General features: G+C 68.0%; 21 protein-coding genes and 1 pseudogene. 6 read left to right on the forward strand and 16 right to left on the reverse strand.

The features are described from left to right. Positions 1–73: 73 nt before the first annotated feature. Both C3E78_RS14015 and deoC read right to left on the reverse strand, forming a co-directional pair. Complete coding sequence (locus tag C3E78_RS14015; protein ID WP_135804816.1) at positions 74–2869, reverse strand: 5'-nucleotidase C-terminal domain-containing protein; 2796 nt, start codon at positions 2867–2869, stop codon at positions 74–76. Positions 2870–3112: 243 nt separating this feature from the next. Beyond that, positions 3113–3832, reverse strand: coding sequence for a deoxyribose-phosphate aldolase (deoC, locus tag C3E78_RS14020; RefSeq protein WP_108579402.1), 720 nt, complete (start codon positions 3830–3832; stop codon positions 3113–3115). A 39-nt stretch (positions 3833–3871) separates the two neighbouring features. Between deoC and C3E78_RS14025 the strand changes: the two genes are divergently transcribed. After that, complete coding sequence (locus C3E78_RS14025) at positions 3872–4450, forward strand: uridine kinase family protein (RefSeq protein ID WP_108579404.1); 579 nt, start codon at positions 3872–3874, stop codon at positions 4448–4450. A gap of 3 nt (positions 4451–4453) precedes the next feature. Here the strand turns inward: C3E78_RS14025 and C3E78_RS18795 are convergent. Both C3E78_RS18795 and C3E78_RS14035 read right to left on the reverse strand, forming a co-directional pair. Continuing rightward, positions 4454–5355, reverse strand: a pseudogene (locus tag C3E78_RS18795) (SDR family NAD(P)-dependent oxidoreductase). 69 nt (positions 5356–5424) lie between these two features. Beyond that, positions 5425–6402, reverse strand: a complete 978-nt coding sequence (locus C3E78_RS14035; protein WP_108579406.1) for an NAD(P)H-quinone oxidoreductase — start codon at positions 6400–6402, stop codon at positions 5425–5427. A gap of 135 nt (positions 6403–6537) precedes the next feature. Here C3E78_RS14035 and C3E78_RS14040 point away from each other — a divergent pair, with 135 nt between their 5' ends. Further along, positions 6538–7332, forward strand: coding sequence for an SDR family NAD(P)-dependent oxidoreductase (locus tag C3E78_RS14040; protein ID WP_108579408.1), 795 nt, complete (start codon positions 6538–6540; stop codon positions 7330–7332). A gap of 46 nt (positions 7333–7378) precedes the next feature. On the opposite strand, the gene C3E78_RS14045 is transcribed toward C3E78_RS14040, so the two are convergent. The 6 genes from C3E78_RS14045 to C3E78_RS14070 all read right to left on the reverse strand — a co-directional run bounded on the left by C3E78_RS14045 (position 7379) and on the right by C3E78_RS14070 (position 13456). Then, entirely contained in the window at positions 7379–8191 is an 813-nt protein-coding gene (locus C3E78_RS14045) for an enoyl-CoA hydratase-related protein (RefSeq protein ID WP_108579410.1), read from the reverse strand. Continuing rightward, positions 8188–10107, reverse strand: a complete 1920-nt coding sequence (locus tag C3E78_RS14050; protein ID WP_108579412.1) for a flavin-containing monooxygenase — start codon at positions 10105–10107, stop codon at positions 8188–8190. Before C3E78_RS14050 ends, C3E78_RS14045 begins: the two co-directional genes overlap by 4 nt. A 99-nt stretch (positions 10108–10206) precedes the next feature. Further along, on the reverse strand, positions 10207–11091 hold the full coding sequence (locus tag C3E78_RS14055) for a cyclase family protein (RefSeq protein WP_108579414.1): 885 nt from the start codon (positions 11089–11091) through the stop codon (positions 10207–10209). A 55-nt stretch (positions 11092–11146) separates the two neighbouring features. Next, positions 11147–11893, reverse strand: coding sequence for an SDR family NAD(P)-dependent oxidoreductase (locus C3E78_RS14060; protein ID WP_199906831.1), 747 nt, complete (start codon positions 11891–11893; stop codon positions 11147–11149). Positions 11894–11904: 11 nt separating this feature from the next. Then, on the reverse strand, positions 11905–12666 hold the full coding sequence (locus tag C3E78_RS14065; RefSeq protein WP_243834198.1) for an SDR family oxidoreductase: 762 nt from the start codon (positions 12664–12666) through the stop codon (positions 11905–11907). Next, on the reverse strand, positions 12656–13456 hold the full coding sequence (locus tag C3E78_RS14070) for an enoyl-CoA hydratase/isomerase family protein (RefSeq protein WP_108579420.1): 801 nt from the start codon (positions 13454–13456) through the stop codon (positions 12656–12658). Before C3E78_RS14070 ends, C3E78_RS14065 begins: the two co-directional genes overlap by 11 nt. A 260-nt stretch (positions 13457–13716) precedes the next feature. On the opposite strand from C3E78_RS14070, the gene C3E78_RS14075 reads away from it, so the two are divergent. The 4 genes from C3E78_RS14075 to C3E78_RS14090 are packed head-to-tail and all read left to right on the forward strand — an operon-like array spanning position 13717 to position 18869. Further along, positions 13717–14883: an acyl-CoA dehydrogenase family protein gene (locus tag C3E78_RS14075; protein WP_108579423.1), complete on the forward strand. Its 1167-nt coding sequence runs from the start codon at positions 13717–13719 to the stop codon at positions 14881–14883. Next, positions 14873–15889: an acyl-CoA dehydrogenase family protein gene (locus tag C3E78_RS14080; RefSeq protein ID WP_159085899.1), complete on the forward strand. Its 1017-nt coding sequence runs from the start codon at positions 14873–14875 to the stop codon at positions 15887–15889. The genes C3E78_RS14075 and C3E78_RS14080 overlap by 11 nt, the downstream gene beginning before the upstream one ends. A 56-nt stretch (positions 15890–15945) precedes the next feature. After that, positions 15946–18102 carry an acetate--CoA ligase family protein gene (locus C3E78_RS14085; protein WP_108579427.1) on the forward strand — a complete coding sequence of 719 codons (2157 nt, stop codon included), beginning with the start codon at positions 15946–15948 and terminating at the stop codon, positions 18100–18102. Then, a complete protein-coding gene (locus tag C3E78_RS14090; RefSeq protein WP_108579429.1) occupies positions 18099–18869 on the forward strand; it encodes an SDR family NAD(P)-dependent oxidoreductase in 771 nt (256 codons plus the stop codon). Before C3E78_RS14085 ends, C3E78_RS14090 begins: the two co-directional genes overlap by 4 nt. A gap of 198 nt (positions 18870–19067) precedes the next feature. On the opposite strand, the gene C3E78_RS14095 is transcribed toward C3E78_RS14090, so the two are convergent. The 6 genes from C3E78_RS14095 to C3E78_RS14120 all read right to left on the reverse strand — a co-directional run bounded on the left by C3E78_RS14095 (position 19068) and on the right by C3E78_RS14120 (position 24957). After that, the gene (locus C3E78_RS14095; protein ID WP_108579431.1) at positions 19068–19817 is read right to left on the reverse strand and encodes an ABC transporter ATP-binding protein; all 750 of its coding nucleotides are present in this window, start codon (positions 19815–19817) and stop codon (positions 19068–19070) included. After that, entirely contained in the window at positions 19810–21600 is a 1791-nt protein-coding gene (locus tag C3E78_RS14100) for a branched-chain amino acid ABC transporter ATP-binding protein/permease (protein ID WP_108579433.1), read from the reverse strand. The genes C3E78_RS14095 and C3E78_RS14100 overlap by 8 nt, the downstream gene beginning before the upstream one ends. Position 21601: 1 nt before the next feature. Next, positions 21602–22480, reverse strand: coding sequence for a branched-chain amino acid ABC transporter permease (locus C3E78_RS14105; protein WP_159085900.1), 879 nt, complete (start codon positions 22478–22480; stop codon positions 21602–21604). A 29-nt stretch (positions 22481–22509) separates the two neighbouring features. Then, complete coding sequence (locus C3E78_RS14110; RefSeq protein WP_108579437.1) at positions 22510–23736, reverse strand: ABC transporter substrate-binding protein; 1227 nt, start codon at positions 23734–23736, stop codon at positions 22510–22512. A gap of 169 nt (positions 23737–23905) precedes the next feature. Further along, positions 23906–24103, reverse strand: coding sequence for a tautomerase family protein (locus C3E78_RS14115; protein WP_135804819.1), 198 nt, complete (start codon positions 24101–24103; stop codon positions 23906–23908). 125 nt (positions 24104–24228) lie between these two features. After that, positions 24229–24957, reverse strand: a complete 729-nt coding sequence (locus tag C3E78_RS14120; protein ID WP_108579441.1) for a FadR/GntR family transcriptional regulator — start codon at positions 24955–24957, stop codon at positions 24229–24231. Positions 24958–24992 lie beyond the last annotated feature (35 nt).

Genomic DNA, 24992 nt, shown 5'->3' on the forward strand with positions numbered 1-24992 from the left:
CGTGTCGTGCTGATGGGCGTACGGGCGGTGCGGGTCCCGGGGCGGCGCGTGGCCGCCCCGGGAGCCCCAGCCGCTACTTGCTGCGGACCTTGACCGTGAAGGTCGTGGACGATCCCTTGGCGACGGTCGTGCCGCCGTAGGTCGCCGTGACCTTCTTCGCCGCACCCTTCGAGGTGAACTTCCCGAGCCGAATGCGGACCGTGCCGTTCTTGACCGTTCCGACGTAGTTCTTGCCGCTCTGGCGCAGCGTCACCGTGCCGCCGTTGACGGTGAACCCCTTGGCGGACACCGAGAGGGTCACGAACGGCTTGGTGCGGTTCTTGACGATCTTGGTCGGGCTGACCGACACCTTCTTGAGCGTCGTGGCCGCCTTGGCGATGGTCAGCGACGCGGTCGTGCTGGTCGGGTCGAACTTCTCGTCGCCGCCGTAGTAGACGTCGAGCGAGTGGGCACCCGGCGTCAGCACCGTGCCGTCCAGTGTGACCGTGCCGGTGCCGGAGCGCAGGAAGCCGAGACCGACGACGCTCCCCTTCTCCGTGACGTACACCAGCCCGGACGCCTCGGGATCGGCCGTGACCTTCACCGTGCTGGGCGTGCCGTAGGTGCCGTTCGTGGCGACGGCCCCGAATCCGGACCCGCCCTTGACGATGTCGATCGTGCCGGCGTCAGCCGTCGAGGCCGTGTGCGCGGCGTCGCCGGAGTACGCCACCGTGAGTGCGTGCTCGTCGGCCGTCAGCCGGCTGGCGAGGACCTCGACCGATGCCCGGCCGCCGACCAGCTCAGCCGTCCCGAGGACCACGTCGCCCTCCTTCACGGAGACCGTTCCGGTCGGGGTGACCTCGGCACCGGCTGCGGACGCGACCGCGGTCTCCACCGTGAACGTCGTCCCGGTCTTCGCCCGCGTCGGCGCCGTGCCGGTGACGGTCGACGCGATCTTGTCCACGGACAGCGGGATGCTGACGGTGGTGTTGGTGGGTGCCGCGGTCGCGGTGAGCGTCACGTCGCCGACCGCACCGGCCGGCAGGTCGAACGTGATCGTCGACGATCCGGCCGTGACCGGGAAGTCGCCGAGGTCGACCGTCGTGTCCCCGTACGTCAGCGTGGTGGCGACCGTGGTGTTGGCCGGGCTGTTGCGCGACGTCAGGTTGAGCCTGGGCAGGGTGACCGACACCGTGCCGAGCGCCCGGTAGGAGCTCTTGACGCCGGTCACCTCGACCGCGTGGGCCGAGAAGTCCGGGGTGATCGGGCTGTTGCTCGCGATGTAGTCGTTGAAGCCGGTGTAGTCCACGAGGCCGCTGTCGACGGCCGTGCCCTCGGTGAACGCGTGGAAGTTGTCACCTCCGGAGGTCAGGAACGACGGCACCGCAACCTTGATCGAGTCGGTCGGCTGGACGACCTTGCCGTTGATCGTGATCGAGGTGATGCGGTCGCCCTCGGGCCGGGTGGAGTCGAACGTGTACGTGAGGTTCTTCGACATGCCGAGCTGCAGGTACGCACGCGTCGGCACGGTGCCGTCCGCGTTGCGCTGCCACTGCTGCTCGAAGACCTTCTTCAACGAGGTGCCCGTGAGCGTCACGGTGCTCAGCTGGTTGGCGAAGGTCAGGACGCTCAGCGCCTCGGAGAACAGGATCGTGCCGGGCGCGTCGGGGGCGGCACCTGCGGCGTACAGCAGGTCGGCCCGCACGCCTCCGGGGTTGTTCAGGCCGATGTCAGCACCTGCCGGCGTCTTGGAGACGCTGGCGCGCAGCGACTCGGCGATCAGGTTGCTCAGGGTCGACTCGGCGCCACGGTTCTCGGTGGTGCCCGTGTACGCGCGGGTGAGGTCGGCGGTCTGCGAACCGACCGGCTTGCTGCCGATCTCCGCGGCGTACGCGATCGCGGCGTCCGTGATCGTCTTGACCGCGGCGACGCGGGGGTAGGCCGTCGTCAGGTCCCCCGTGGCCGCCGTGGTGCGCGCCTGGTTCTTCTTGGTGTAGGCCGTGACCGCGTCCGTGTCGGGGTCGAACGTGAGCTTGATCTGGCCGACGTTCGTGCCGTAGTTGCCGGTCTGCAGCACCGGGCGGGTCTTGCCGGCCTCGCCGGGGACGGGGGCGTCGTAGGCGTACGCCTGGTGGGTGTGGCCCATGAAGATCGCGTCCACCGCGGGATCGGTCTGCTCGACGACCTTCTTGAACACCGGGCTGGCCGCGGCGTTCTGGTCGAGCGTCTTGGTGCCGTCCGGTGCGCCCTCGTGGATCGAGGCGACGATGACGTCGGGCTGCTGCGCGGCCGGGAGCGCCTCGATCTCGTCGACCGTGTCGTTGATCGAGTCGACCGGGTCGGCGAACGTCAGGCCCTGGATGCCCGACGGCGACACCAGCGACGGGGTCTCCTCGGTGACGGCACCGATGACCGCGACGTCGACGCCGTCGACCGTGAAGGTCTCGTACTTCTTCAGCAGCGGGGTCTTGTCTGCCTTGAACGTGTTGGCGGACAGGAACGGGAAGTCGGCGGCGTCCGAGAGGCGTCCGGTCAGGTCGTCCGCGCCCTGGTCGAACTCGTGGTTGCCGGCGGCCGACGCGTCGAGCTCGAGCGCGTTGAGCACGTCGATCGTCGGGATGTCCTTCTGCACCGACGAGGTGAACAGCGAGGCGCTGACGTTGTCGCCCGCCGAGATCAGCAGCGAGCTCGCCGGGTTCTCGGCCCGCAGCTGCTCGACCGTGCCGGCGAACTGGACGGTGTTGGCGTCGATCCGACCGTGGAAGTCGTTGATGCCGATCAGGTTGATGGTGACGTCGTCGGCGGCGTCCGCCGACGTGACGGCGAGCAGCGGTGCGCCGAGGAGCGTCGTGGTGGCGACGACCATCAGGCGGCGGGACAGAGAACTCACGCAGGTACCTCTCCGGGTCGATCGGGGAGGCAGCGCAAATGACTCATCCCCCCGACGAGTGTGCCCCTGAGAGATCTCTCAGGATGTCTTCAGCAAGAAGACCCCGACCCGCGACCGATGTCAACGCGTGCCACGGAGACGGAAGATGACGAATCGATGAAGTTCATCCCCGGTCCCCGCTGAGCCTGACGTTTCTGCGGACACGCCGTCGGCGTGTCTGCAGGAACGTCAGGCCCACCGCGGTCAGTAGGAGGACTCGTCGGTGGAGCCGGACGCGGACCGGCCCGCCTCGCGCGCTGCGGCGTCGTCGAGGATCGTGGCCGTCGCGCTGGTGCCGAAGCGCGTGACGCCGAGGTCGCGCATCTCCAGGAGGGTGTCGAGACCGCGCACGCCGCCGGACGCCTTGACCTGGACCGCGTCGCCCACCGTGGCCCGCATGAGCCGCAGGTGCTCGATCGTCGCCCCTCCCCCGGCGAATCCCGTCGAGGTCTTGACGAACGCGGCGCCGGCCCGCTCGGCCGCCTGGCAGCCGGCCACGATCTCGTCGTCGCTGAGGTACGCGGTCTCGAGGATGACCTTCACGACGTGCTCGCCGGCCGCCGTCACGACCGCGCGGATGTCGTCCTCGACGTCGTCGACCAGGCCGCTGCGCAGGCGTCCGATGTTGAGCACCATGTCGAGCTCGGACGCGCCGTTGTCGAGCGCCTCGGTCGCCTCGGCCACCTTGGTGCGCGTGGTCGTCGTCCCGTGCGGGAACCCGATGACGGCGCAGACCGCGACACCCGAGCCCTCGAGCACCCGGGACGCGTGCGCGACGTCGCTGGGTCGCACGCACGCGCTGAAGACGCCGTACCGGGCGACGAGTGCGAGCTGCTCGTCGACCTCCGCGCGGGTGAGCTCGGGCTTGAGGATGGCGTGATCGATGGTCGCGGCGATCTCGGCGACGGTGACGGGTGAGGACATGCCTCCATCCTAGGAGCGGGCCCCGACTAGGATCGTCCGGTGGGCGCATCCTCCGGAGTCGTGATCGTGGCAGGACCATCGGGCTCCGGGAAGTCCCACCTCGCGGCCCGCCTGGGCTGGCCCGTGCTGCGCCTCGACGACTTCTACCGCGACATCGACGCGCCCGACATGCCGCGGTCGACGCTCGGCATCGTCGACTGGGACCACCCCGGGTCGTGGGACGCCGTCGCGGCGGTCGGCACGATCGCGGAGCTGTGCGCGTCCGGGACCGCCGAGGTGCCGGTGTACGACATCGCCACCAGCCGGCGTACCGGGACGCAGACGCTGACCGTGCCGGACGGCCAGTTCATCGCCGAGGGCCTCTTCGCCCCCGTCATCGTCGACGCCTGCCGCGAGGCCGGCCTGCTCGAGGCCGCGATCTGTCTGCGCCGCCGCCGCACGCTGACGTTCATGCTGCGGCTCTTCCGCGACCTGCGCGAGGGACGCAAGTCGCCGCAGGTGCTGGTGCGCCGCGGCTGGCGGCTCATGCAGGAGGAGCCTCGCATCGTCGCCGAGGCCGTCGCCCACGGCTGCGACCCGATGACGCCCCGCGAGGCACGAGAGCTGCTCACCGCCTGACCGTCAGGCCTCGACCTTGACCGTGGAGTAGGTGAAGTCGCCCGTCACCTGGAGGAGCCCGGTGGGGGCCAAAAGACCGCGCAAGGGGCCGTCGAACGCGGCGGCGACGGACTCGACGTCCCACTGATCGGACGTGAGCGACGGACGCAGGATGGCCGGGCGCCCCACGACCGACAGCTCGGGGCCGTCGATGCGGATCACCTGACCGTTCAGGTGCGTCGAGGCGTCCGACAGCAGATATGCCACGACCGGGGCGTTGTCCTCGGCGGTGGGGAACGCCTGGAGCCGCTCCTCGAGGTCGTTCGTGCCACCCCGCTGGATCAGGACGTCGGCCGTCATCTGCGTCCCGGCCATGGGAGACATCGCGTTGACCCTGACGCCCGTACCCGCCAGGTCGGTGGCCCAGTCGTACGTCAGCGAGGCTGTCGCCCCTTGCTCGCACCGTAGACGGCCGTGTTGCTCAGACCCATGTGCGCGCCGGAGGTGACGTTGACGATCGAGCCGAAGCCCTGGGCCTTCATGCGACGCATCGCGTGGACGCCGCAGAAGATGGCGCCCAGCACGTTCACCTCGATGAGTCGGCGCGTGCGCTCGGCGTCGAGGTCGTCGGACGGGCCGACGAACATGATGCCGGCGTTGTTGACCAGCCCGTCGATCACTCCGAAGGCCTCGACACACGTGTCCACGATCCGCTCGGCGTCCGACGCGTCGGCGACGTTCGCGACGACACCCACGGCGCGCCCGCCGTCCCGCTCGATCTGCCCGACGACGGCGTCGACTGCCGCCTGGTCCAGGTCGTTGACGACGACCGAGGCGCCCTCGCGTGCGGCGAGCCGGGCGGACGCGGCTCCGATGCCGCCCCCGCTGCCGGTGATGACGACGGACTTGCCCTGAAGTGCGGTCATGCTGTTCTCCTCGTTCTCGTTCTCGATGTCGCCGTCGGGGACGGCAGGTTCAGCGTGCGTTCGGGCACGTCAGGTGGTGGTCAGCAGGATCTTGCCGATGTGCTGGGACGACTCGATCAGGCGGTGTGCCGCCGCGGCGTCGTCGAGGGGGAAGGTCGTCTCGATCACCGGCTTGATCGCCCCCGTCTCGAGGGCCGGCACGACATGCTCCACGACCTGGTCGATGATCGCGGCCTTCTCGACGACCGGGCGCGACCGCAGCATCGAGCCCGTGAGACGGACCCGCTTGCGCAGCACGGACCGCAGGTCCACCGAGGCGTCGAATCCGCTCTGGATCCCGACCACGACCAGCCTGCCCTCGACGGCCAGCGCATCGACATTGCGTTGCAGGTAGTCGGCACCGACGATGTCGAGCACGACATCGACCCCGCGCCCGTCCGTCTCGGACAGCACGCGCTGCACGAAGTCCTCGCGGCGGTGGTCGATCACGGCCCGGGCGCCCAGCGACGCGCAGGCCTCCAGCTTGGCCGGGGAGCCCGCCGTGGCGATGACCTCGGCGCCGACCAGGCGTGCGACCTGGATCGCCATGGTGCCGATGCCGCTGCTGCCTCCGTGCACGAGGACCGTCTCACCGGCAGAGAGACCGCCGAGAGTGATCAGGTTGGACCACACCGTCGCGGCGGCCTCCGGCACGGCAGCAGCCTCGACGAGACCGACGCCGCGGGGCACCTCGAACACCTGACCTGCCGGGACGGCGACCTTCTCTGCATAACCGCCGCCGGCCAGGAGCGCGCACACCTCGTCCCCCACCTGCCACCGCGTCACCCCGCGGCCGATCTCGACGATCCGGCCCGAGCACTCGAGCCCCGGCAACGGCGACGAGCCGGCCGGCGGGTCGTACCGACCGCGGCGCTGGCTCGTGTCGGCGCGGTTCACCCCGGCCGCGACGATCTCGATCACGACCTCGCCGTCCTCCGCGCGGGGGTCAGGGACCCGGATCAGCTCGAGCTGGCCGTCCCTGATGCCGATCCCTCTCACGAGAGGCACCCGCAGCCTCGGTGCACAGCGGAGCACCACCGGATCACTGTTGTTGAACCCATGCGTCACACCTCGAAATAGTTATAATGCTTATGTTTAATTACCACGCTACGCCACGCAAGCTCAAGCGGAAGAAGACCTCACATGACAGAACGTTTCAGCGCCGGACGGGGAGCAGTCGTCACCGGAGCCGCCGGCGGCCTCGGCCGGGGTATTGCCGAGCGGCTCCTCACCGAGGGCGTCCAGGTGCTCCTCGTCGACGTCGACCCGGACCGCCTCGGCGACACCGTCGTCGAGCTCTCCGCGCTCGGCCAGGTCGCCGCGGTGAGCGTGGACCTCACCGCGCCGGACGCGCCTGCGACGGTGGTGAGCGCCGCCGCGCAGAACCTCGGATCGATCGACATCTTGGTCAACAATGCCGGGATCGGCGGGTCCACCCACGTGCACGAGGTCGAGGAGCAGCGCTGGCGCGACGTGATCGAGCTCAACCTGCACGCGTCCTTCCGACTCACCCGTGCCGTGCTGCCGGACATGATGCGACGCGAGTACGGGCGCATCGTCAACATCGCCTCCATGAACGGCATGACGGGGTTCCGGCGCAGCTCGGACTACGCCGTCAGCAAGGCGGGCCTCATCGCGCTGACGCGATCGCTGGCCGCTGACTACGGCCGGCACGGGATCACCGCGAACGCGGTGGCGCCCGGCGTCGTCATGACCCCGCTGGCCGAGCGCATGCTGGCGTCCCGTCCCCAGTGGTACACCCGGGCGAACATCGAGCTCAAGCCCATCGCGCGCACGGGCGAGACCGCCGACGTCGCAGCCGCGGTGGCGTACCTCGCCTCGGACGAGGCCGGGTACGTCACCGGACAGACCTTGGCCGTGGACGGCGGACTGACCGCCACCCACTACGTTCCCGACCAGTTCAGCGACGAGAGGTAGCGCGCAGCGGCCGTCCGCCAGGAGCGCGGGCCGGCGGAGGTCCGGCTCAGCGCCAGGCCCAGACCGGGTCGCGCTTCTGGATGAACGCCTGCATCGCCTCGGCCGAGTCCTCGAACGTACGCAGTCGGGTCGTGTAGTCCTGCTCGGTCCGGTAGTTCGCCTCCAGCTCATCGCCCTCGAGCCGCAGGATCGACTCCTTGGCCAGCCGCAGCGCCAGCGGGCTCTTGCTCGCCAGGAGCACGCCGATCTCCCGCGCGCGGTCCAGCGCCTTGCCGGGCGCGACGACCTCCTCGACCGCACCGAGGCGGTGGAAGTCCGCAGCCGACTGGAACGTGCCGGTGAACATCATCATGCGGGCCTTGAAGGGGCCCAGCATGCGGATCGCCTTGCTCGCACCGCCCAGCAGTCCCACGTTGATCTCCGTCAGCGCGAACGACGCGGACTCCGAGGCGATGATGAGGTCGCAGACACCGACGAGGCCGAATCCGGCACCGATCGCCGGCCCCTCGACTGCCGCGATGACCGGCACCGAACAGTGCCGGATCGCGGCCTGCGCCCGACGCCACTCCCAGCCCGCGTCCAGCGTCGCCTCGATCGGCGCGTCCTCGGACACCGCCATCCGAGCCGCGGTCTCGCGCAGGTCGATCCCCGCACAGAAGGCCTTCTCCCCTGCCGCAGCCAGCACGACCGAGTTCACCGAGCGGTCCTGCGACAGAGCGTCGAAGACCGCGACGAGCTCGAGCTGCATCGCGCGGTTGACGGCGTTGACCGGGGGCCTCGACAGCGTGACGACGGCTACGCCGTCCGCCCGCTCCAGCGTGAGGGTCTCCAGCTCGGGCAGCTCTTCGACGGTGGTCATGCGCGATCCTTGAGGTCGTAGTCGGAAAGGTCGGGCTCGATGACCCAGGCGTGGTACTCGTCGAGCCGCCACGGCATGTGGACGTTCTGCCGCCCGTGCTTGTTCACGTAGTAGTTGGTGGTGGTCTTGGGACCCTCGTTCTCCCAGATCAGCTCGGTCGTCGCCTCGTCGAGCCGCTTGTTGTAGTCCTCGAAGACGTCCTGACGGACCTCCATCTCACGGTGCCCGCCCTCGATCATCAGCACGATCGAGCGCGCGACGTAGCGCGACCAGATCTCGACCCACGACAGGAATCCACCTGCGCGCGGCTGAGCGTTCGGTCCATAGAACGCAAAGAGGTTCGGGAACTGCGGGATGGTCATGCCGAGGTAGGCGCGGGCGCCGTCGTGCTCCCACACGTCCTCGAGGGTCGTGCCCCCACGTCCTCGGTAGTCGACCGGCCACATGTACCTCGACACCTCGAACCCGGCCGCGAGCGCGATCGCGTCGAGCGGCGTCTCGTTGCCGTCGTTGTCGACGATCCCCGTCGGCGTGATCCGGGCGATCCCGCTCGTCACGAGATCCACGTTGTCGCGCAGCAGCGCGTCGTACCAGCCGTTGTCGACCACGAGCCGCCGCGCGAGGGGGGCGTAGTCGGGGGTCACCTTCGCGACCAGGTCCGGATCGTGCCCGACCTTGCTGTCGATGTACTCCAGCAGCGCCTGACGCAGTCCGTCGTTCTGCTTGCTGATCTGACCCCCGTTGCGCTGCCACTCACGGTCGTACGTCTGGGCGCCCTGCATGCCCGAGGCTGTCATCTGACTGGAGTAGCAGTACCAGTTCCAGTAGTACGGCACATGGTCGAAGAGCCACTGGACCCCGGCGGGGACGACCTCGCGATACCCCTCCATCTTGGAGATCCACTGTGGCGTGCGCTGGTAGACCGTGAGGTGGCTGGCCGACTCGGCGAGCTTCGGCATCAGCTGCGTACCGGTCGAGCCGTTGCCGATGAGTGCAAGCCGCTTGCCGTTGTAGTCGAAGTCGTCGTCCCACTGGGCGGTGTGGAAGATCCTTCCCTCGAAGGTCTCGATGCCCGGGATGTCAGGGATCTTCGGGGTGCTGAACAGGCCGGCCGCGCTGACCACCACGTTCGCGGTCAGGGAGCTGGTCTGCCCGTCGGTCGACACGAGCTCGAGGTCCCACCGGGACCGCTCCTCGTCGAAGGTGGCCAGGCGCAGCTCGACACCGAACTGGATCTTGTCGATCACGCCGTACTTGGTCGCGACGTGCTCGATGTAGCTGCGCACCTCGGCCGCCGAGGCGAAGTACTCGGTCCAGGGGTAGTTCTTCTCGAACTTGAACTGGTACAGGTAGCTGTTGGTGTCCACGCGGGCATCCGGGTAGTGGTTGGCCTGCCACGTTCCGCCGAGATCGCTCTGCCGCTCGATGATCCGGTACGGGATGCCGAGCTTCTCGAGCTGGATCCCGGCCACGATGCCGCTGGCCCCCGCACCGACGATGACGACCTCGAATCCCTCGACGTCGTGAGCCTCGTCGGGCCGGGTCCACGTCGCCTCACGGGAGAAGTCCTCGAACGCCAGCTCCTCCAGGCCAAAGCGGAACTCGGTGTCCGACAGCGGGTCTCCGGTGAGCAGCTCCATCAGCCTGCGGGTCTCGGCCTCGTCCGGCGGCGCCGGGACGTCCGAGGCCATGTTCTGCAGGTAGTGAACCGTCTTGTCCTTCACCGCGTCGTGGAACTCCTCGCCCAGGGCGTACGCGAAGAACGCACCGCCCCGCATGGGGACCTTGTCGACCCGCATGCGTGCGAGCTCCTCGTCCCCGGTCAGCTGATAGAGGGCAATGCGCAACACGTTGAGATTCGCTTGGTCCAGCGACTCCCGCATGGCTGTCTCGTCGAACTCGACCTCAGGTGTCACGATTGTCTCCGCTTCTCGCATGGATGCGTCTCATCATAATCCTTATGATGAATAGTCTCTTTGATGGGCGGAGGATGTCAAGCATCCCCGCCCGGGTTCCTACTTGATGGCCAGCGCGTTGGCCGTCGAACCGACCCCGCCCCGGAGGTTCAGCGGGGCCGAGGTCAGCAGGCACTCATAGCGGCCGTCCTGTGCGCTGTGCTCAGCCAGCTCGTCAAGCCACCACAGCTCGCCGATCGGGATCCCCAGACGACCCAGCAGGTGCGGGTGCAGGAACCCCGGCCCGAGGGGCCACGCCTCGAGGGACGGGTTGTCGCTCGCGAGAGCACTCACCCCCCAGTCCCAGACGTACTCCAGCATGTCGCGGCCGTCGGCGAGTCCTGGGGAGTTCGGGCTGCTGCGCAGCGCGGCGCGCTCGTCGACCGTCGCGGCCTGCCACCCCGTGGTCCATCCGGTCCGGATGAGGAACACGTCGCCCTCCCGCGGTTCGATGCCGGCGGACACGCGGTACTCCTCCAGGTCACTGACCTGGATCTGGACCCGCTCGTTCCAGCGCATCTCACGACCCTGGCGCTCGAACCAGCGCGGCATGTCGAACAGGATCCCCCGGCCCGCGATGCCCTTCTGCGCCCACGTGTGCACGCCGAGCTTCTCGCGCGGCAGGTGGTTGTAGAAGCCGATCTCGGGATCCTTGATGTGCAAGAAGCCGTCCCACTGCGACGACGACTGGGGGTAGAACCCGTCCAGGTAGTCGTCGAGGTTGCCCAACGGAGTCGTCAGCACCGTGTGACGCACCTCCGATCGGCTGTACAGCGGAGGGTCCGGCCAGTTCAGCGGCGCGTTCAGGCTGAACACGTCTCCGGTCTGCACCGCCTGGGCGGCCAGTCGGACCGCCTCCGGCGTCTGGCGGTTGAGCGAACCGTTGGTGTCCTCGTCTCCGAAGAACCCCCTGGCATCTCCATCTGGCAGCTCGGCATAGCGCATGGTGAGTCCTCCCTGGACGTCGTGGTCGCGGCGCCGAACGGCTACCGCGTCGTGCTCAGTAGGTGGTGCGTCCGCCGCTCAGGTCGAAGACCGCACCGGTCGAGAAGCTCGTACGACGGGAGGCGAGGAAGGCGATCATCTCGGCTGCCTCCTCCGGCTGACCCATTCGGCCCATGGGGATCTTCGCGAGCAGCACCTGATGGTGCGACGGCGTGACGTCCTTCATGATCGGGGTGTCGAACTGGCCCGGGGTGATGGCGTTGACCAGCACCCCCGTCGTGGCCAGCTCCTTGCCGAGGGACTTCGTGAGGCCCAGCACGGCGGCCTTGGCCGACGAGTAGGGCGCCGAGTTGGCGTTCCCCTCCTTGCCCGCCACGCTCGCGACGTTCACGACCCGCCCGTAGCCCGCGGCGATCATGTGCGGCAGCACCGAGCGGAGCAGGTAGAACGTGCCGTTGACGTGCACGTCGTAGATGCGATGCCAGAAGTCGGGATCCACTTCCCACAGAGGACTCGACGGCCCGGTGATGCCGGCGTTGTTGACCAGGACGTCGATACGGCCGTGGTCCTCCACGACCGATGCCACCGCGCCCTCCACCGCAGATCGATCCGTGACATCGAGGAGTCGGCCCTCGACACGGCGCGGTTCGACGACGAGGTCCGAGACGTTGGCCAGCGCCGCAGGGTCCCTGTCCAGGACCACGACGTGCGCGCCCCGTTCATTCAGCATGCGAGTGGTCGCCGCGCCGATCCCGCTCGCGCCTCCGGTCACCAGGGCGATCTCGCCCGTGAAGTCAGCCATGGCCATCCCTCCTATCCCATGAAGCTTCCGCCGTTGGCGTCGACCGTCGCGCCGGTGATGAACCGCGACTCGTCCCCCGCCAGGAAGCTCACGAGTGCTGCAATGTCGCCCGGACTCCCGAAGTGACCGACCGGGATCCCACGAAGGAAGTCCTCGTTGCTCTCCGCCACCGCACCGCGCATCATCGGCGTCTCGATCTTGCCCGGCGCCACGGCGTTGACGGTGATGCCGTCCCCGGCGAGCTCACCGGCGAACGCCCGGGTCAGGCCGATCAGCGCCGTCTTCGTCGCGCCGTAGTGGACTCCAGCCACCACGGTGCCGGTCCGCCCGGCCTGCGACGACATGTTGACGATACGACCCCACTGCCGGTCCACCATGTCGGGTGCCACTGCTTGGACACCCAAGAAGGCTCCGGTCAGGTTGACGTCGACCACCCGTCGCCACTCGGCGAGGGGGATCGATCGTCCCGCGATCTTGCGACCGTCGGTCTTGGGCGAGATGCCGGCATTGTTCACGAGCACCCCCACCGGGCCGAGCGCCGCGTGGCACGTGTCGACGGCCTTCTCCCACGTGGCGGGTTCGGCGACGTCGCCGACCACGGTCACCAGGGCGTCAGGACGACCCAGCCGCGTCGCAAGCTCCTCGAGCGCCGTGACGCTCACGTCGACCGCCACGACACCGAGGCCGTCGGAGAGCAGTCGCTCGACGACACCGGCGCCGATGCCGTCGGCGCCGCCCGTCACGATCGCGTGACGCACCCGGTCAGCGGCCATCGTATTCGGCGGGCACGCCGGTGGCCCGAGCCTCGAGCGCCCGCTGGTGGTCCTTCGTCGCCATGGACAGGTGCTCGTACGCGAGCGAGGTGTCGAGGACATTCGTCACGGCGACCTCGAGTGCGCGGTTGATGGCGGACTTCGTGGCCATGACGGCGTACGGGGGAAGTGCAGCCATCTCCTCCGCCAGCTCCATGACGTGCTGACGCAGACCCGACAGGGGGACGGACGCCGAGATCAGTCCGATCCGCTCAGCCTCCTCGCCACGCAGCATGCGGCCGGTGAGCAGGAACTCCTTGGCCCGCGACGGGCCGATCAGCAGGGGCCAGATGGCCGCGCCGCCATCGCCGGCGGCCAGACCGACCTTCACGTGCACGTCACCGATGATGGCCTCGTCGGCCATGACGACGATGTCGGACATCAGCGCGATCGTCGCCCCGAGACCGGCTGCCGCGCCGTTGACCATCGCGATGATCGGCTTCTCAAGGCGCAGGAACGCCTTGATCAGGTCGCGCCCCGGCGTGTAGACGTACGGGCGGTCCGCGGGACCGAACGAGGTGCTGCCCACCATGTTCTTGACGTCGCCGCCTGCACAGAACCCGACACCCTCACCCGTCAGGACGATGACTCGCGTCGCGGGGTCGACATCGGCTTGCTTCAACGTCGCGGCGAGCAGGTAGTTGGTGTCGAAATCGATCGCGTTGCGTCGGTGGGGGCGGTTCAGCGTGACGATGGAGACCTTGCCCTCCGTCTCAAGTCGTACGGCGGGCGACGGGGTGTCCGAGGTCATCGCAGTTCCTTCCAGGTCCAGCTCGGGCCAACACGCCCGAGCAGAGGGTAATCATTATAAGGTTCCGGAAAAACATAGCAGGATGGCGACACCACTTCCAAGCACTCTGAACTAATTTAAGTATAAGGATTAATATTCTTGACAACCTCAGTAGGCGCTCTGATACTGGAAGCCTCCGCTGGGCAGACGGTCCGGGACCGCACCGGCGCGTAGGCGAGGCCTCGGCCGCGCCCCCACCCCCCACCGGAAGGCAAGCGCTGATGGATCTCAGGCTCGACGACGCCCAGCGGGAGTTCCGCGACGAAGTGCGGGACTGGCTGGAGACGAACGCGCCGCGCGAGCGGTTCGCCCCGCCGTCGACCGACGAGGGTCTCGCTCAGCACCGCGCGTGGGAGCGTCAGATGTTCGACGCCGGCCTGGCTGCCGTGCACTGGCCCCAGGAGTACGGCGGCCGCGGCATGGATGCGCTCAGCACCGCCATCTTCTACGACGAGTACCTCAGGGCCGACGCCCCCGAGAGGCTCAACCGGCTGGGACTCGGACTGTGCGGACCCACCCTCATCGACGTGGGAACCCCCGATCAGCAGTCGCGCTGGCTTCAGAACATCCTCACGTGCGAGGAGATCTGGTGTCAGGGGTTCAGCGAGCCGGGGGCCGGGAGCGATCTGGCCTCGTTGCGCACCCGCGGAGTCGTCGAGGGCGACGAGATCGTGGTCGACGGCCAGAAGATCTGGACGTCGCACTCGCGGTACGCGGACTGGATCTTCGCGCTGGTGCGCACCGACACCGAGGCTCCACGCCACCGAGGCATCACGTTCTTGATGATCGACCGTCACCAGCCGGGGGTCGAGGTACGCCCGATCCGGCAGATGAATCACGCCTCGGACTTCGCGGAGCTGTTCTTCACCGGTGTCCGTGTGCCGCGGTCGCATGTCATCGGTGAGCTCAACGACGGCTGGCGAGTCGCGATGACGACCCTCAAGCACGAGCGCGGGAGCGGCCTGAACACGGCCGCGCACTTCCGGCGGACGCTCGACGAGATGATCGGGCTGATGCCCGAGACGTTGCGCCACGACGCGGGAGTGCAGCGCGAGGTCGGCCGGCTCTACTCCGAGATCGAGGCGTACCGCTACATGACGCTGCGCACGCTGTCCTCGATCGCGCAGGATCGTCAACCGGGCGCGCAGGCCAGCATGGGGAAGCTGTGGTGGTCTGAGATGCAGGTCCGGCTGCACGAGTTCGGGCTGCGCATGGTGGGCGAGCGGGCCGAGCTGATTGATCTCGGGGCCGACGAGCCGTCCACGCTGCTGCAGCGCTACTGGCTGGGTCGTGCCGCCCAGATCTACGCCGGCTCCAGCGAGATCCAGCGAAACATCATCGCCGAGCGCGTACTCGGCCTGCCGAAGGGGACGAACCGTGCTGTTTGACTTCACCGACGACCAGCGAGGCTTCGACGACGCCGTCAGCTCGCTCCTCGCCCGACGCATGCCCGCCTCCCGCTTGCGCGAGGTGTGGGAGGCAGGGCAGGACTACGACTCCGAGGTGTGGCAGCCCCTGGCCGACCTCGGTCTGCTGGGCATCACGATCCCCGCTGACCGCGGGGGCAGCGACGGCAGCTACATCGACCTCGCGCTCCCCCTCGAGTCCTGTGGCCGCCACGCCCTTCCGGACCCGGTCGTCGAGACAGCAGCCATCCTCCCGCTCGTGCTGCTGCGCCACGGCGACGAGCCGGCGCGAGACCGGTGGCTCGGCCCCATCGCCGCCGGCGAGGTCGTTGCAGGCACGTGCCTGGGCGAGAGCGATCTGGTCGCCCACGGCGCGCGTGCCGATGTCGTGCTGGTCGCCCGCGGCGACGAGCTCCACCTGGTGACCCGCGGATCGTACGAGGCCACGCCCGTCAACGGCACGGACCCGAGCCGGCGGCTCGCGCGGTGCCGGTTCGTCCTCGACGACCTCAGCCTGCTCACACGCGATCCCGGCGCCGTCCAGCTCGCCCGCACCGTGGGCGCAGTGGCCACCGCGTCAGTCCTGGTGGGTCTCTCGCAGCACCTCCTCACGACGACCCGCGACTACGTCCTGCAGCGTGAGCAGTTCGGACAGCCCATCGGCGCCTTCCAGGCACTCAAGCACCGTCTGGCCGACGTCGCGGTGGCGACGGAGGCGGCGCGTTCGCTCGCGTGGAGCGCGTCGTACGTCCTCGGGACCGGTGAGGACGCATCCCTGGAGGCGTCCCTGGCCAAGAGCTCAGCCAACCAGGCCGCCTACCTCGCGGGCGCGGCCGCACTCCAGCTGCACGGCGGCATCGGCTTCACCTGGGAGCACGACCTGCACCTGTGGCTGCAGCGCGGCCGCGTCCTCGAGACGGCGTTCGGATCGACCGACCACCACCGCCAGGTCGTGGGCATCCACGCCATGGCCTCATCAGCTTCCTGAACACCGGGCCGATCGACCTGACCTCCCGTCCTCCAGCACACGAAGGCACCCAGCACATGACGAACACCACCGCCCGCACTCCCGTCGAGATCCTGCTGTCTGCACGCAGCGTGGCGATCATCGGCGCCTCCGACAGCGGGATCAAGCCGTCCGGTCGAACTCAGCGTTACCTCCGCAAGTACGGGTTCGCCGGCACTGTCTACCCCGTCAACCCGACCCGTGAGACGGTGCAGGGCATCCCGGCATGGCCGAGCATCGCCGAGCTGCCCGAGACGCCCGATCTGGCGGTCATCGTGCTCCCCCAGGCCGCCGTGGAGTCAGCCGTCGAGGCCTGTGGCGAGGCCGGCATCCCGTTCGCGATCGTCTTCGCCTCCGGCTACGCCGAGACCGGCCCGGAGGGTGTCGAGCGTCAGAACAGCCTGTTGCAGACCGCACGCCGCGCCGGCGTCCGGATCCTCGGCCCCAACAGCGTGGGAGCCGTGTCGATCGGCAACGGGTTGACCACGACCTTCATGACCGGGCTGGACCAGGACCGGTTCGAGCCGACCGACGACGGCATCGCCTTCGCCTCGCAGAGCGGCGCGATGGGTGGGTTCATCCTCAACATGGCCCACACCCAGGGCATCGGCGTCGGCCGCTTCTTCAGCACGGGCAACGAGGCTGACCTGACCCTCCCCGAGATCGTCGAGGAGCTCGTCGACGAGGGCACGACCCGCGTCGTCCTCGGGTACGTCGAGGGCATCCGTGACGGCGAGCGGCTCGAGACAGCACTGGAGAAGGCGCGCGCTGCCGACATCCCGGTGTGCCTCATGAAGGTCGGCCGCTCCGACCGCGGAGCCCAGGCGGCCGCCTCGCACACCGGTGCACTTGCCGGCGCGGACACGGTGTACGAAGGCGTCTTCAACCGCCACGGCGTGCACCGCGCGATGGACGTCGAGCACCTGTTGGACCTCGGCCGGGTCTTCGCAGGTGAGGCCCGGGCCGAGGGCAACAAGGTCAGCATCGTGACGCTGTCCGGCGGCGCCGGCGTGCTGATGACCGACTACGCCGAGGACCTCGGCCTCGACGTCTTCACCTGGGACGACGTGTGGCAGTCCAAGATGGCCGCTGTGCTCCCGCCGCACGCCGCCGTCGCCAACCCGATCGACACCACGGGGGCGATCGCAGCCGATCAGCAGATGCTGATCGATGCGCTGGAGGTCTGCTTGGACAACCCGTCCAGCGACATCCTGCTCGTGCTGCTCGGCAACCTCGAAGCCGAGGAGGACAGCATCTGCGAGCGGATCATCGAGCTCGCCAAGACCACGACCAAGCCCATCCTGGTGACATGGGTCGGCGGCTCCGGGCGCCCGGCGCGGTTGCTCTCGACTGCGGGCGTGCCCACCTTCTCAGAACCGGTCCGAGCGATGCGGGCGGCAGCGGCACTGGCCAGGGACGCCCACCGATCGGCGAACCCGTTGAGCACCCGCACCGACGACGCGCCCGTGCACGACCTCGAGGTGCTCACGGACGCACGCGAGCGCGGCGCGGCGTACCTGGACGAGGTGGCAGCCAAGACGTTGCTGGCCGCACACGGTGTCCGCACAGTCGGCGAGATCGCTGTCGACTCCTCACCCGCCGCCTGGGAGGCCGCCCAGCAGCTGGGGCTGCCGGTCGTGCTCAAGCTGTTGTCCGACGAGGTGGCCCACAAGACCGAGCACGGTGCCGTCCGCGTGGGACTGGCCACCGAGGAGGATGTGCTCACCGCGGCCGATGAGGTCCTGCAGGTGGCAGCGGACCTCGACCTGAAGGACCGCCGCCTCGTGCTGCAGGAGATGGTCCCCACCGAGACCGAGCTGATCCTCGGGATGACCACCGATCCGGTCTTCGGTCCTGTGGTGGTCCTCGGCATCGGCGGTGTGCTCACCGAGATCGTCGCGGACGTCGCGATCCGTCCCGCTCCGGTCGGGGTGACCGAGGCGACCGAGATGATCGAGAGCCTCCGCGGCGTGGCCCTGTTGCGCGGCGTGCGGGGTCGCACGCCCGTCGACGAGCGAGAGCTGGCCGAGACCGTCGCGGGATTCTCACGGCTCGCCGCAGCCGCGGCCGAGCACGCAGAGTCCATCGAGATCAACCCCCTTCTCGCCGACCGAAGCGGCCGGCCGGTCGCCGTGGACGCGCTCGTCGTGCTGCGGCCCCTCTCATCCGACATCGTCCCGACGGAGATCTCATGACCCATCAGCAACCTCTCGAGCGCTGCGCCATCGTCACCGGCGCCGCCGGCGGCATCGGCGCTGCCGTGGCCCTTGAGCTGATCAGCCGGGGTGCCCGTGTGATGGTCGCCGACATCGACAGCCAGGCGCTGGAGCGCTTCGCTGACGACCACGCCGACCTGGCGGGGTCCTTCCGCTGTGCGGTCGTCGATGTCGCGAGCACCGAGGACTGGCAGCGCCTGGCCGACGAGGCGCGGTCGGCGTTCGGGCCCATCGGCATCCTGGTCAACAACGCCGCCATCTCGCCCAAGCGGGACGGCGCGAAGGTCCCTGCCGACCAGATGGGCAGGGCCGAGTGGGATGCCGTGCTCGCGGTCAACCTGACCGGCCCGTTCATCGGGGTCCAGACCGTGTTTCCCGACATGAGGGACGCCGGCTGGGGACGCATCGTCAACATGTCCTCGCAGGCTGCCCGTACCGGGGCCCGCGTGGCAGGCGTCCACTACGGCGTCACCAAGACCGGTCTGCTCGGTCTCACCCGGACCCTGGCCCACGAGTTCGGGCCGTACGGGATCACGGTCAACGCTGTCGCGCCGGGTCGCATCATGACCCCCATGGCTGCCGGCGTGCCCGAGGAGGTCAACCGGCAGTGGGCCGCTCAGATCCCCGTGGGCCGGCTCGGGCAGCCCGAGGACACGGCTGCGGTCGTGGGATTCCTGGCCTCCGAGGAGGCCGGTTTCGTCACCGGCGCGACGATCGATGCGAACGGCGGCAGCTACATGGGCTGATCCATGCCCCCACCGATGTCGCGACCGTGGCCGCGTCTCCCTTCCGGGAGGCGCGGCCATCGTCATTTGGGGCGCCGACCGATCGTCGAGCACAGGACCTGCCGATGACTCGCGCCGCTCTGATGCCGGACACACGACCAGGCCGCGCCGCCCCCGAGGGGGCGACGCGGCCTGGTGGGCTGTGCCGGAGCGTGCGGGTCAGAGAACCCCGGAGACCCCGGACGGAACGCCGGGAGTCTCTTCTCCGGTCATGAGCCGTGCCACGTAATCCCGGTCCGCGAAGTCAGCCGCGGGGCCATCGATGAGGACACTGCCCTGGCGCAGCATGACAACCCGGTCCGCGACGGCGAGCGGGTGCTCGATGAGCTGCTCGACCAGCACGACACCCATGCCCTCGTCCGCACGGTCGCGGAGAAAGGACAGGATCTCCGGGACCAGCGACTGGGCCAGGCCCAGCGAAGGTTCATCGCACAACAGGATCTTGGGCTGCGCGGTCCATGCCTGGACGAGCGCCAGCATCTGCTGCTGACCGCCTGACAGGCTCTGTGCCATGTCCTTGCGCTTCTTGCCCAGGATCGGGAAGACGTCGAACGAGCGATCGAACACCTCACCGATCGGTAGCCGCCGGCTGCGCGGGAGGGCCAGCTGGCCCAGACGCAGGTTGTCCTCGATGGTGAGCTCGGGGAACACACGGTGTCCCTCGAGCACCAGACGAAGGCCGGCGCGGGCGATGCTCTCGGGGTTGCGGCCCCCCAGGGACTCGCCCCCAAGCGTGATCGACCCAGCCTTGGGCTCGAGGAAGCCAGCCAGCGTCTTCATGAGCGTGCTCTTGCCAGCGCCGTTGGGACCCAGCACGAGCACGATCTCCCCCGCCGAGACGGTGAAGTCGACGTCTCGGACCACGGGTAGCGTCCCGTAGCCGGCTGACAGGTTGACAGTCTCAAGCATGCTGCACTCCCGCGAAGAGATGGTTGATGGCCGGGTGGTTCCGCAGCTCGTCCGGGGTCCCCGAGAGACGCACCTGGCCGCTGTCGACCACCGAGATGACGTCCGCGATCTGCCAGACGAGCTCGAGGTCGTGCTCCACGATCACGACGGACGCACCCGTCGCTGCGACGACGGACTGGAGCAGGTTGCCGAACTCCTTGCGCTCGAGCTGGGACAGTCCGGCCGCGGGCTCGTCGAGCACGAGGATCGTCGGATCCTGGCGGAGGACACGGATGACCTCGAGGAAGCGTTGCTGCGCATGCGGCAGGACACCACCGGGGGTGCTGTCCCACTCCTCGCGGACCATGTCCAGTCCTTCACCGAGCCAGCCGTCCTTCGCCGCACCGCCCCGCCCGACATCAAGGTTCTCCCACACCGACAGGTCGGAGAAGATTCGCGGTGCTTGGAACGTACGGGCCATGCCCAGACGAGCGCGCTGGACGGCACCGGACGAGGACACGTCCTTGCCGTTGAACACGACCGTTCCGGCGTCCAGCTTGATGAGTCCTGACAAGGAGTTGAGCAGCGTTGTCTTGCCCGACCCGTTGGGACCCACGATTCCGTGGATCTGCGCCCTGCGGACCACGAAGGACACGTCGTCGAGAGCCTTGACCGAACCGAAGCTCCGGCTGAGACCCTCGGCCTCCAAGATCACCTCATCGCGGTTGACGGCATCGGCGCGGCTGGTGTCCTCGGAGGCAACCGCCAGCACGGGGGCGAGAGAGACCGTCCCCTTGACGTTCTTGCGGCGCAACCGGTCGAGGAGAGCGATGAGGCTTCCCACGACACCTTCGGGCAGCAGGAACATCACGACGAATGCGATGCCTCCGTAGATCAGCAGCCTGTACTCGCCGACATCTGCCAGAACGGCGTTCGGCAGCACGTACAGCAGCAGCACTCCGACCAACGGCCCAAGAACCGTGCCAGGGCCGCCGATCACGACGATGAAGTACAGCAGCACCGAAAGTGCGATGGTGAACGATCCGGGTGCGACGTACTGGATCAGCGGGATGTAGAGCACTCCGGCCACTGCCGTGATCGCCGAAGCAAGGACGAAGGCGAGCATGCGCAGACGCCCTGGATGCAGACCGAGAGTCACTGCGGCCTCGGGGCTCGCCCCCACGACACGCATTTGACGTCCCAAACGGCTGGAACGGATGATCGCGTACAGGACCACCGATCCGCACGTGAGAACGGTGATGATGAGGGTGAGCCAGTCGACCCGCCAGAAGACGATCTCCTGCAGCGCCGGAACAGGTGCCGTGATTCCCGTCAGTGCGTGGGTCTGCTTCTCGAACACGTGAAGCAGCTCGGGGAACGCCAGCGCACCCGCCATCGTGACGAAACCGAGGTAGTAGCCCTGGACTCGCAAGGATGGCAGAGCCAGCAGCGTACCCACGGCCAGACCGGCGAGGAAGCCGAGGACTGCAGAGACGGCGAAGGAGTAGCCGCCGATCCCCGACGCCATCGCCGTGGCATAGGCAGCCGAGCCGAAGACGGCCCCCTGACCGAACGACATCTGACCTGCTTCGGAGCGCAGGATGTTCAGTCCCACGGCCGCCACGAGATAGAGGTTGGCGATCATCATGATCTGCAGCCAATAGATGCTGCCGGTGATCAAGGGGTAGACGCTGATCACGAGGACCAGGCCCAAGGTGAGTGCGACTTCCCTTCGCAGCTCCGGCCTGATGAGGCGGGTGAGCCTACGCCGGGGCGCCGTCGTGGTCGTGATGGTCTCGGTCATGTCATACCCGCCTTGCGTGAGGTCGTCCGAAGATGCCCTGGGGGCGCAGCATCAGCACGGCCACGATGACCGCCACGGCCAGAGGCGTCTGGAGCTGGTTGCCCCATTCGTAGGTGACGTACATCAGCAGGACACCGAAGATGGGACCGGCGATGAGCGCGCCGGTGTTGTTGCCGAGTCCGCCGACGACGGCCACGATGAAGCCGAAGATCAGGTACTGGAGTGCGTTGGACTCGGAGATGCCGATGACCGAGGCACCGAGGAACCCGGTAAGTCCCAGCACGACGCCGGCGATGGCGAACGAGAGGACCTGGAGCTGACGCGTCGCCGCGCCGGCCGCGCGCGCTGCCTCCAGATCTTGGGACAAGGCGCTCAGGGCCAGCCCGACAAGGAACGTCCTTTGGAACCATCGCAGGGCGAGATAGACGATCACGGTGAGCGCAATCAGGCCGAGATAGATGTACGGCACCTGGGTGCCGGCGAACGAGAACGTCCCGAAGGGGTTCTTGACGCTCAGGGCATTCGGCCCCATCGACAGCGTCACCAGCGCACCCGTGATGATCGAGGCGGCCAGCGTCGTGACGATCCACGAGTGCTGCTCCACCGACGACCGGAGCGGGAGGAGGGTGAGCAGACCTTGGAAGCCTGTCAGCACTGCCATGCCTGCCGCCACCGCCAACAGGCAGAGCAACCAGATCACGACTCCCCCGCCCTCGGGATACCACAGGAATGCCAGCACACCGGCCACCACGAGCAGGTGACCCTGCGCGAAGTTCAGGATCCCGCTGGCGTTGAAGATGACGTTCAAGCTCATCGCCAGCAGTGCGAAGACCGAACCTGATCCGATACCGCGAATCAGGATGATCGATAGTTCATCCACGAGCTCACCCTCCTCCTCGTCCTAGATCCTCAGGAGCAATCGGCGCGCTGGAAGACGCTGTCCGAGACGCTCGTGCCGGGGTCGACGAGCGACAGGGAATCCGAGGTGAACAGGAAGTGCGTGTCCTTGGTCATGCCGAACGCCTGGTTCACGAGCGGGATGTCCTTGGGCAGGTTCGTGCCGTTCTCCTCGAGCCAGGCGGCGACCTTGGGTCCGTCCGTCGTACCGGTGGCCTCGATGGCAGCCTTGAAGAGATAGACCGCGTCGTGCGACTGAGCGATCGAGTCGAACGACGCGCCCTTGGCGCGCTTCTCGCTGAACGCCCGCACCGTCTTGACGAAGCTCGAGGTCGACTCAGGGACCTCCTCCTTCGTGCAGGCACTGAACGAGGAGAAGGTGATCGCGTTCATGTTCTCGTACGCGTCGTCACCCGCGATCTCCATCACGGTGTCCGCGAAGGTCGTGCCGTAGCTCCCGGTGAAGGGAACGTCCCAGTTGAGCTGCTTGACCTGCTCGAGGACTCGGGCGGTGTCGCTGCTGGCCACCGGGAAGAGCAGGACGTGGTCCGGGTTGCCCTTCTTGAGGCTGAGGAGCTGCGGTGTCACGTCAGTGTTCTTGATCGACAGCTCTTGGGTGCCCGACAGCTTCAGGCCGCGCTTCTTGATGTCGGCCTTCATGGCATCAGCAGCGGTCTTGCCCTGCGTGCCACCGTCGCTGAGGATCGCAATGGACTTGGCACCGTCCTTCACGGCGGCATCCACCATCTCCTGCGCCTGCGTCGTGGCGTTCATCGTCCAGGAGAAGCTGTAAGGAGCAATGTCCGGCGTGACCTTCTCGGATCCTGCGCCCATGATCGAGGGGGTCTTGGTGCTCTTCAGCAGGGGCAGGGTCGCCAGGACCGGGTCGCTCGACAGGGGGCCGAGGACCAGATCAACCTTCTCCTGGTTGACCACGCGGTTCATCTCGGTGACGGCCTTCGTGGCGTCGAGCTCATCGTCGCCGTAGACAACCTTGACCTGGCGGCCGTCGATCCCGCCGTTGGCGTTGATCTCCTTGACGGCGATTTCGGTGCCGATCTTCGCCCAGTCGCCGTTGGCAGCCGCCGGCCCGGTCAGGGGGTAGACAGCGCCGATCTTGATCGGCCCCTTGTCGTCTCCGCCTGCGGCTGAGCCGCCGCCGCACGCCGCGAGGCTGAGGGCCAGGGCCGAGGCCGCACCAGCGATGGCGACGCTCCGACGCTTCGAGTTCATCGTCATTGAATTTCCTTCTGCTCACAGGATCGGCGCAGGGGGGATGCGCCGGACATCACGAAGAAAAGGATAATCTCTCGATTCTTCATAATGAATAGTCTCTATCTAGCGCGCGGGTGTGTCAAGCGCCACAGGACTGATCACTCGGCCGTGGTGGGCGAAACCGGCAGGAGGACTACTGGCGCGGCGCGGTCTCGGCGACGAGGGTGCCGCCGATCGCCACGTTCTCAGCGCTCATCTCCTGCAGGTGAACCTGCACGCTGGAGCGCGCGACGCCGAGCGAATCGACCGCCACGTCGGTCAGCGCGGCCGCCAAGGAGCGCTTCTGCTCGTACGACCTGCCCGCGAGCAGCTCCACCTTGATGATCGGCATGGGGGCACCCTCTCGCGCAAAAGATGCCGCGGCATACGACATCGCCACCATTAGATCACATAAAGGATAATCATTCGTGACTTTTTGGCCCGGCTAGGGACGGGCCTGCCTGAGCCGACGTGGCGTCAGAGCCGGCCTTCCCAGTGGTCACGCGGGATGATCGGCCGATCGGCGAGATCGTGCTCGATCAGGAAGTCGCGGAACCCCTCGAGATGGCTCGTCATGGTTCGCTTCGCACGCGGCGCGTCACCTGCGGCAATCGACTCGGCGATCTTGGTGTGGGCCCGCTGAGCCGACGCGATGTCCGTCTCGGTCGACTCCTCCACCTTGACCTGCATCTCCAGCGGAGAGTGCAGCATCTCCATCGTCAGCTGCACGACACCATTGCCGGTCATGGCCGCCAGGGCCACGTGGAAGTCCGCGTGCTGGTCGCTCTGGTAGGCATCGGCCGACGCAATCGACAACAGATGCTGTCGCTGCTCGTCCGTGGCGTGCTCGGCTGCGAGCGCGGCCGCGAACGGTTCGATCTGCAGCCGGAAGGAGATCAGCTCCAGGGCCGTGGTCTCCATCAGACTCATGCGCAGGGCCGCGGCGTAGCCTGCGTTCTGGATGTTGGGCTGCCGCGCACGAATGCCGCCCCCCGGTCCCCTCTTGATCTCGATCAAGCCATCCTGCTCGAGCAGCCGCAGGCCCTCACGCACACTGCCACGGCTCAACCCGTACATCTCGGTGAGCTCGGACTCCGAGGGGAGCGCCGTGCCCTCGGGCAAGCGCTCGATCACGATCTTGCGACGAATGGCGGAAACGATCACGTCCGCCGCCTTGGGCAGTCGTTCGCGCCTAATGCTCTCCATCGCCCGTTCCTTTTTGGTGAATACCCTCAGTCGTG

It is taken from the genome of Aeromicrobium chenweiae (assembly GCF_003065605.1).
GTDB classification, from domain to species: domain Bacteria; phylum Actinomycetota; class Actinomycetes; order Propionibacteriales; family Nocardioidaceae; genus Aeromicrobium; species Aeromicrobium chenweiae.

What these genes read in the sequence shown, in the direction of transcription:
- C3E78_RS14110 (WP_108579437.1), bottom strand. Translation starts at nt 23,736, where the DNA reads ATGACGATGAACTCGAAGCGTCGGAGCGTCGCCATCGCTGGTGCGGCC.
- C3E78_RS14115 (WP_135804819.1), bottom strand. Translation starts at nt 24,103, where the DNA reads ATGCCGATCATCAAGGTGGAGCTGCTCGCGGGCAGGTCGTACGAGCAG.
- C3E78_RS14070 (WP_108579420.1), bottom strand. Translation starts at nt 13,456, where the DNA reads ATGACCTCGGACACCCCGTCGCCCGCCGTACGACTTGAGACGGAGGGC.
- C3E78_RS14100 (WP_108579433.1), bottom strand. Translation starts at nt 21,600, where the DNA reads ATGACCGAGACCATCACGACCACGACGGCGCCCCGGCGTAGGCTCACC.
- C3E78_RS14095 (WP_108579431.1), bottom strand. Translation starts at nt 19,817, where the DNA reads ATGCTTGAGACTGTCAACCTGTCAGCCGGCTACGGGACGCTACCCGTG.
- deoC (WP_108579402.1), bottom strand. Translation starts at nt 3,832, where the DNA reads ATGTCCTCACCCGTCACCGTCGCCGAGATCGCCGCGACCATCGATCAC.
- C3E78_RS14090 (WP_108579429.1), top strand. Translation starts at nt 18,099, where the DNA reads ATGACCCATCAGCAACCTCTCGAGCGCTGCGCCATCGTCACCGGCGCC.
- C3E78_RS14085 (WP_108579427.1), top strand. Translation starts at nt 15,946, where the DNA reads ATGACGAACACCACCGCCCGCACTCCCGTCGAGATCCTGCTGTCTGCA.
- C3E78_RS14060 (WP_199906831.1), bottom strand. Translation starts at nt 11,893, where the DNA reads ATGGCTGACTTCACGGGCGAGATCGCCCTGGTGACCGGAGGCGCGAGC.
- C3E78_RS14075 (WP_108579423.1), top strand. Translation starts at nt 13,717, where the DNA reads ATGGATCTCAGGCTCGACGACGCCCAGCGGGAGTTCCGCGACGAAGTG.
- C3E78_RS14045 (WP_108579410.1), bottom strand. Translation starts at nt 8,191, where the DNA reads ATGACCACCGTCGAAGAGCTGCCCGAGCTGGAGACCCTCACGCTGGAG.
- C3E78_RS14065 (WP_243834198.1), bottom strand. Translation starts at nt 12,666, where the DNA reads ATGGCCGCTGACCGGGTGCGTCACGCGATCGTGACGGGCGGCGCCGAC.
- C3E78_RS14040 (WP_108579408.1), top strand. Translation starts at nt 6,538, where the DNA reads ATGACAGAACGTTTCAGCGCCGGACGGGGAGCAGTCGTCACCGGAGCC.
- C3E78_RS14120 (WP_108579441.1), bottom strand. Translation starts at nt 24,957, where the DNA reads ATGGAGAGCATTAGGCGCGAACGACTGCCCAAGGCGGCGGACGTGATC.
- C3E78_RS14055 (WP_108579414.1), bottom strand. Translation starts at nt 11,091, where the DNA reads ATGCGCTATGCCGAGCTGCCAGATGGAGATGCCAGGGGGTTCTTCGGA.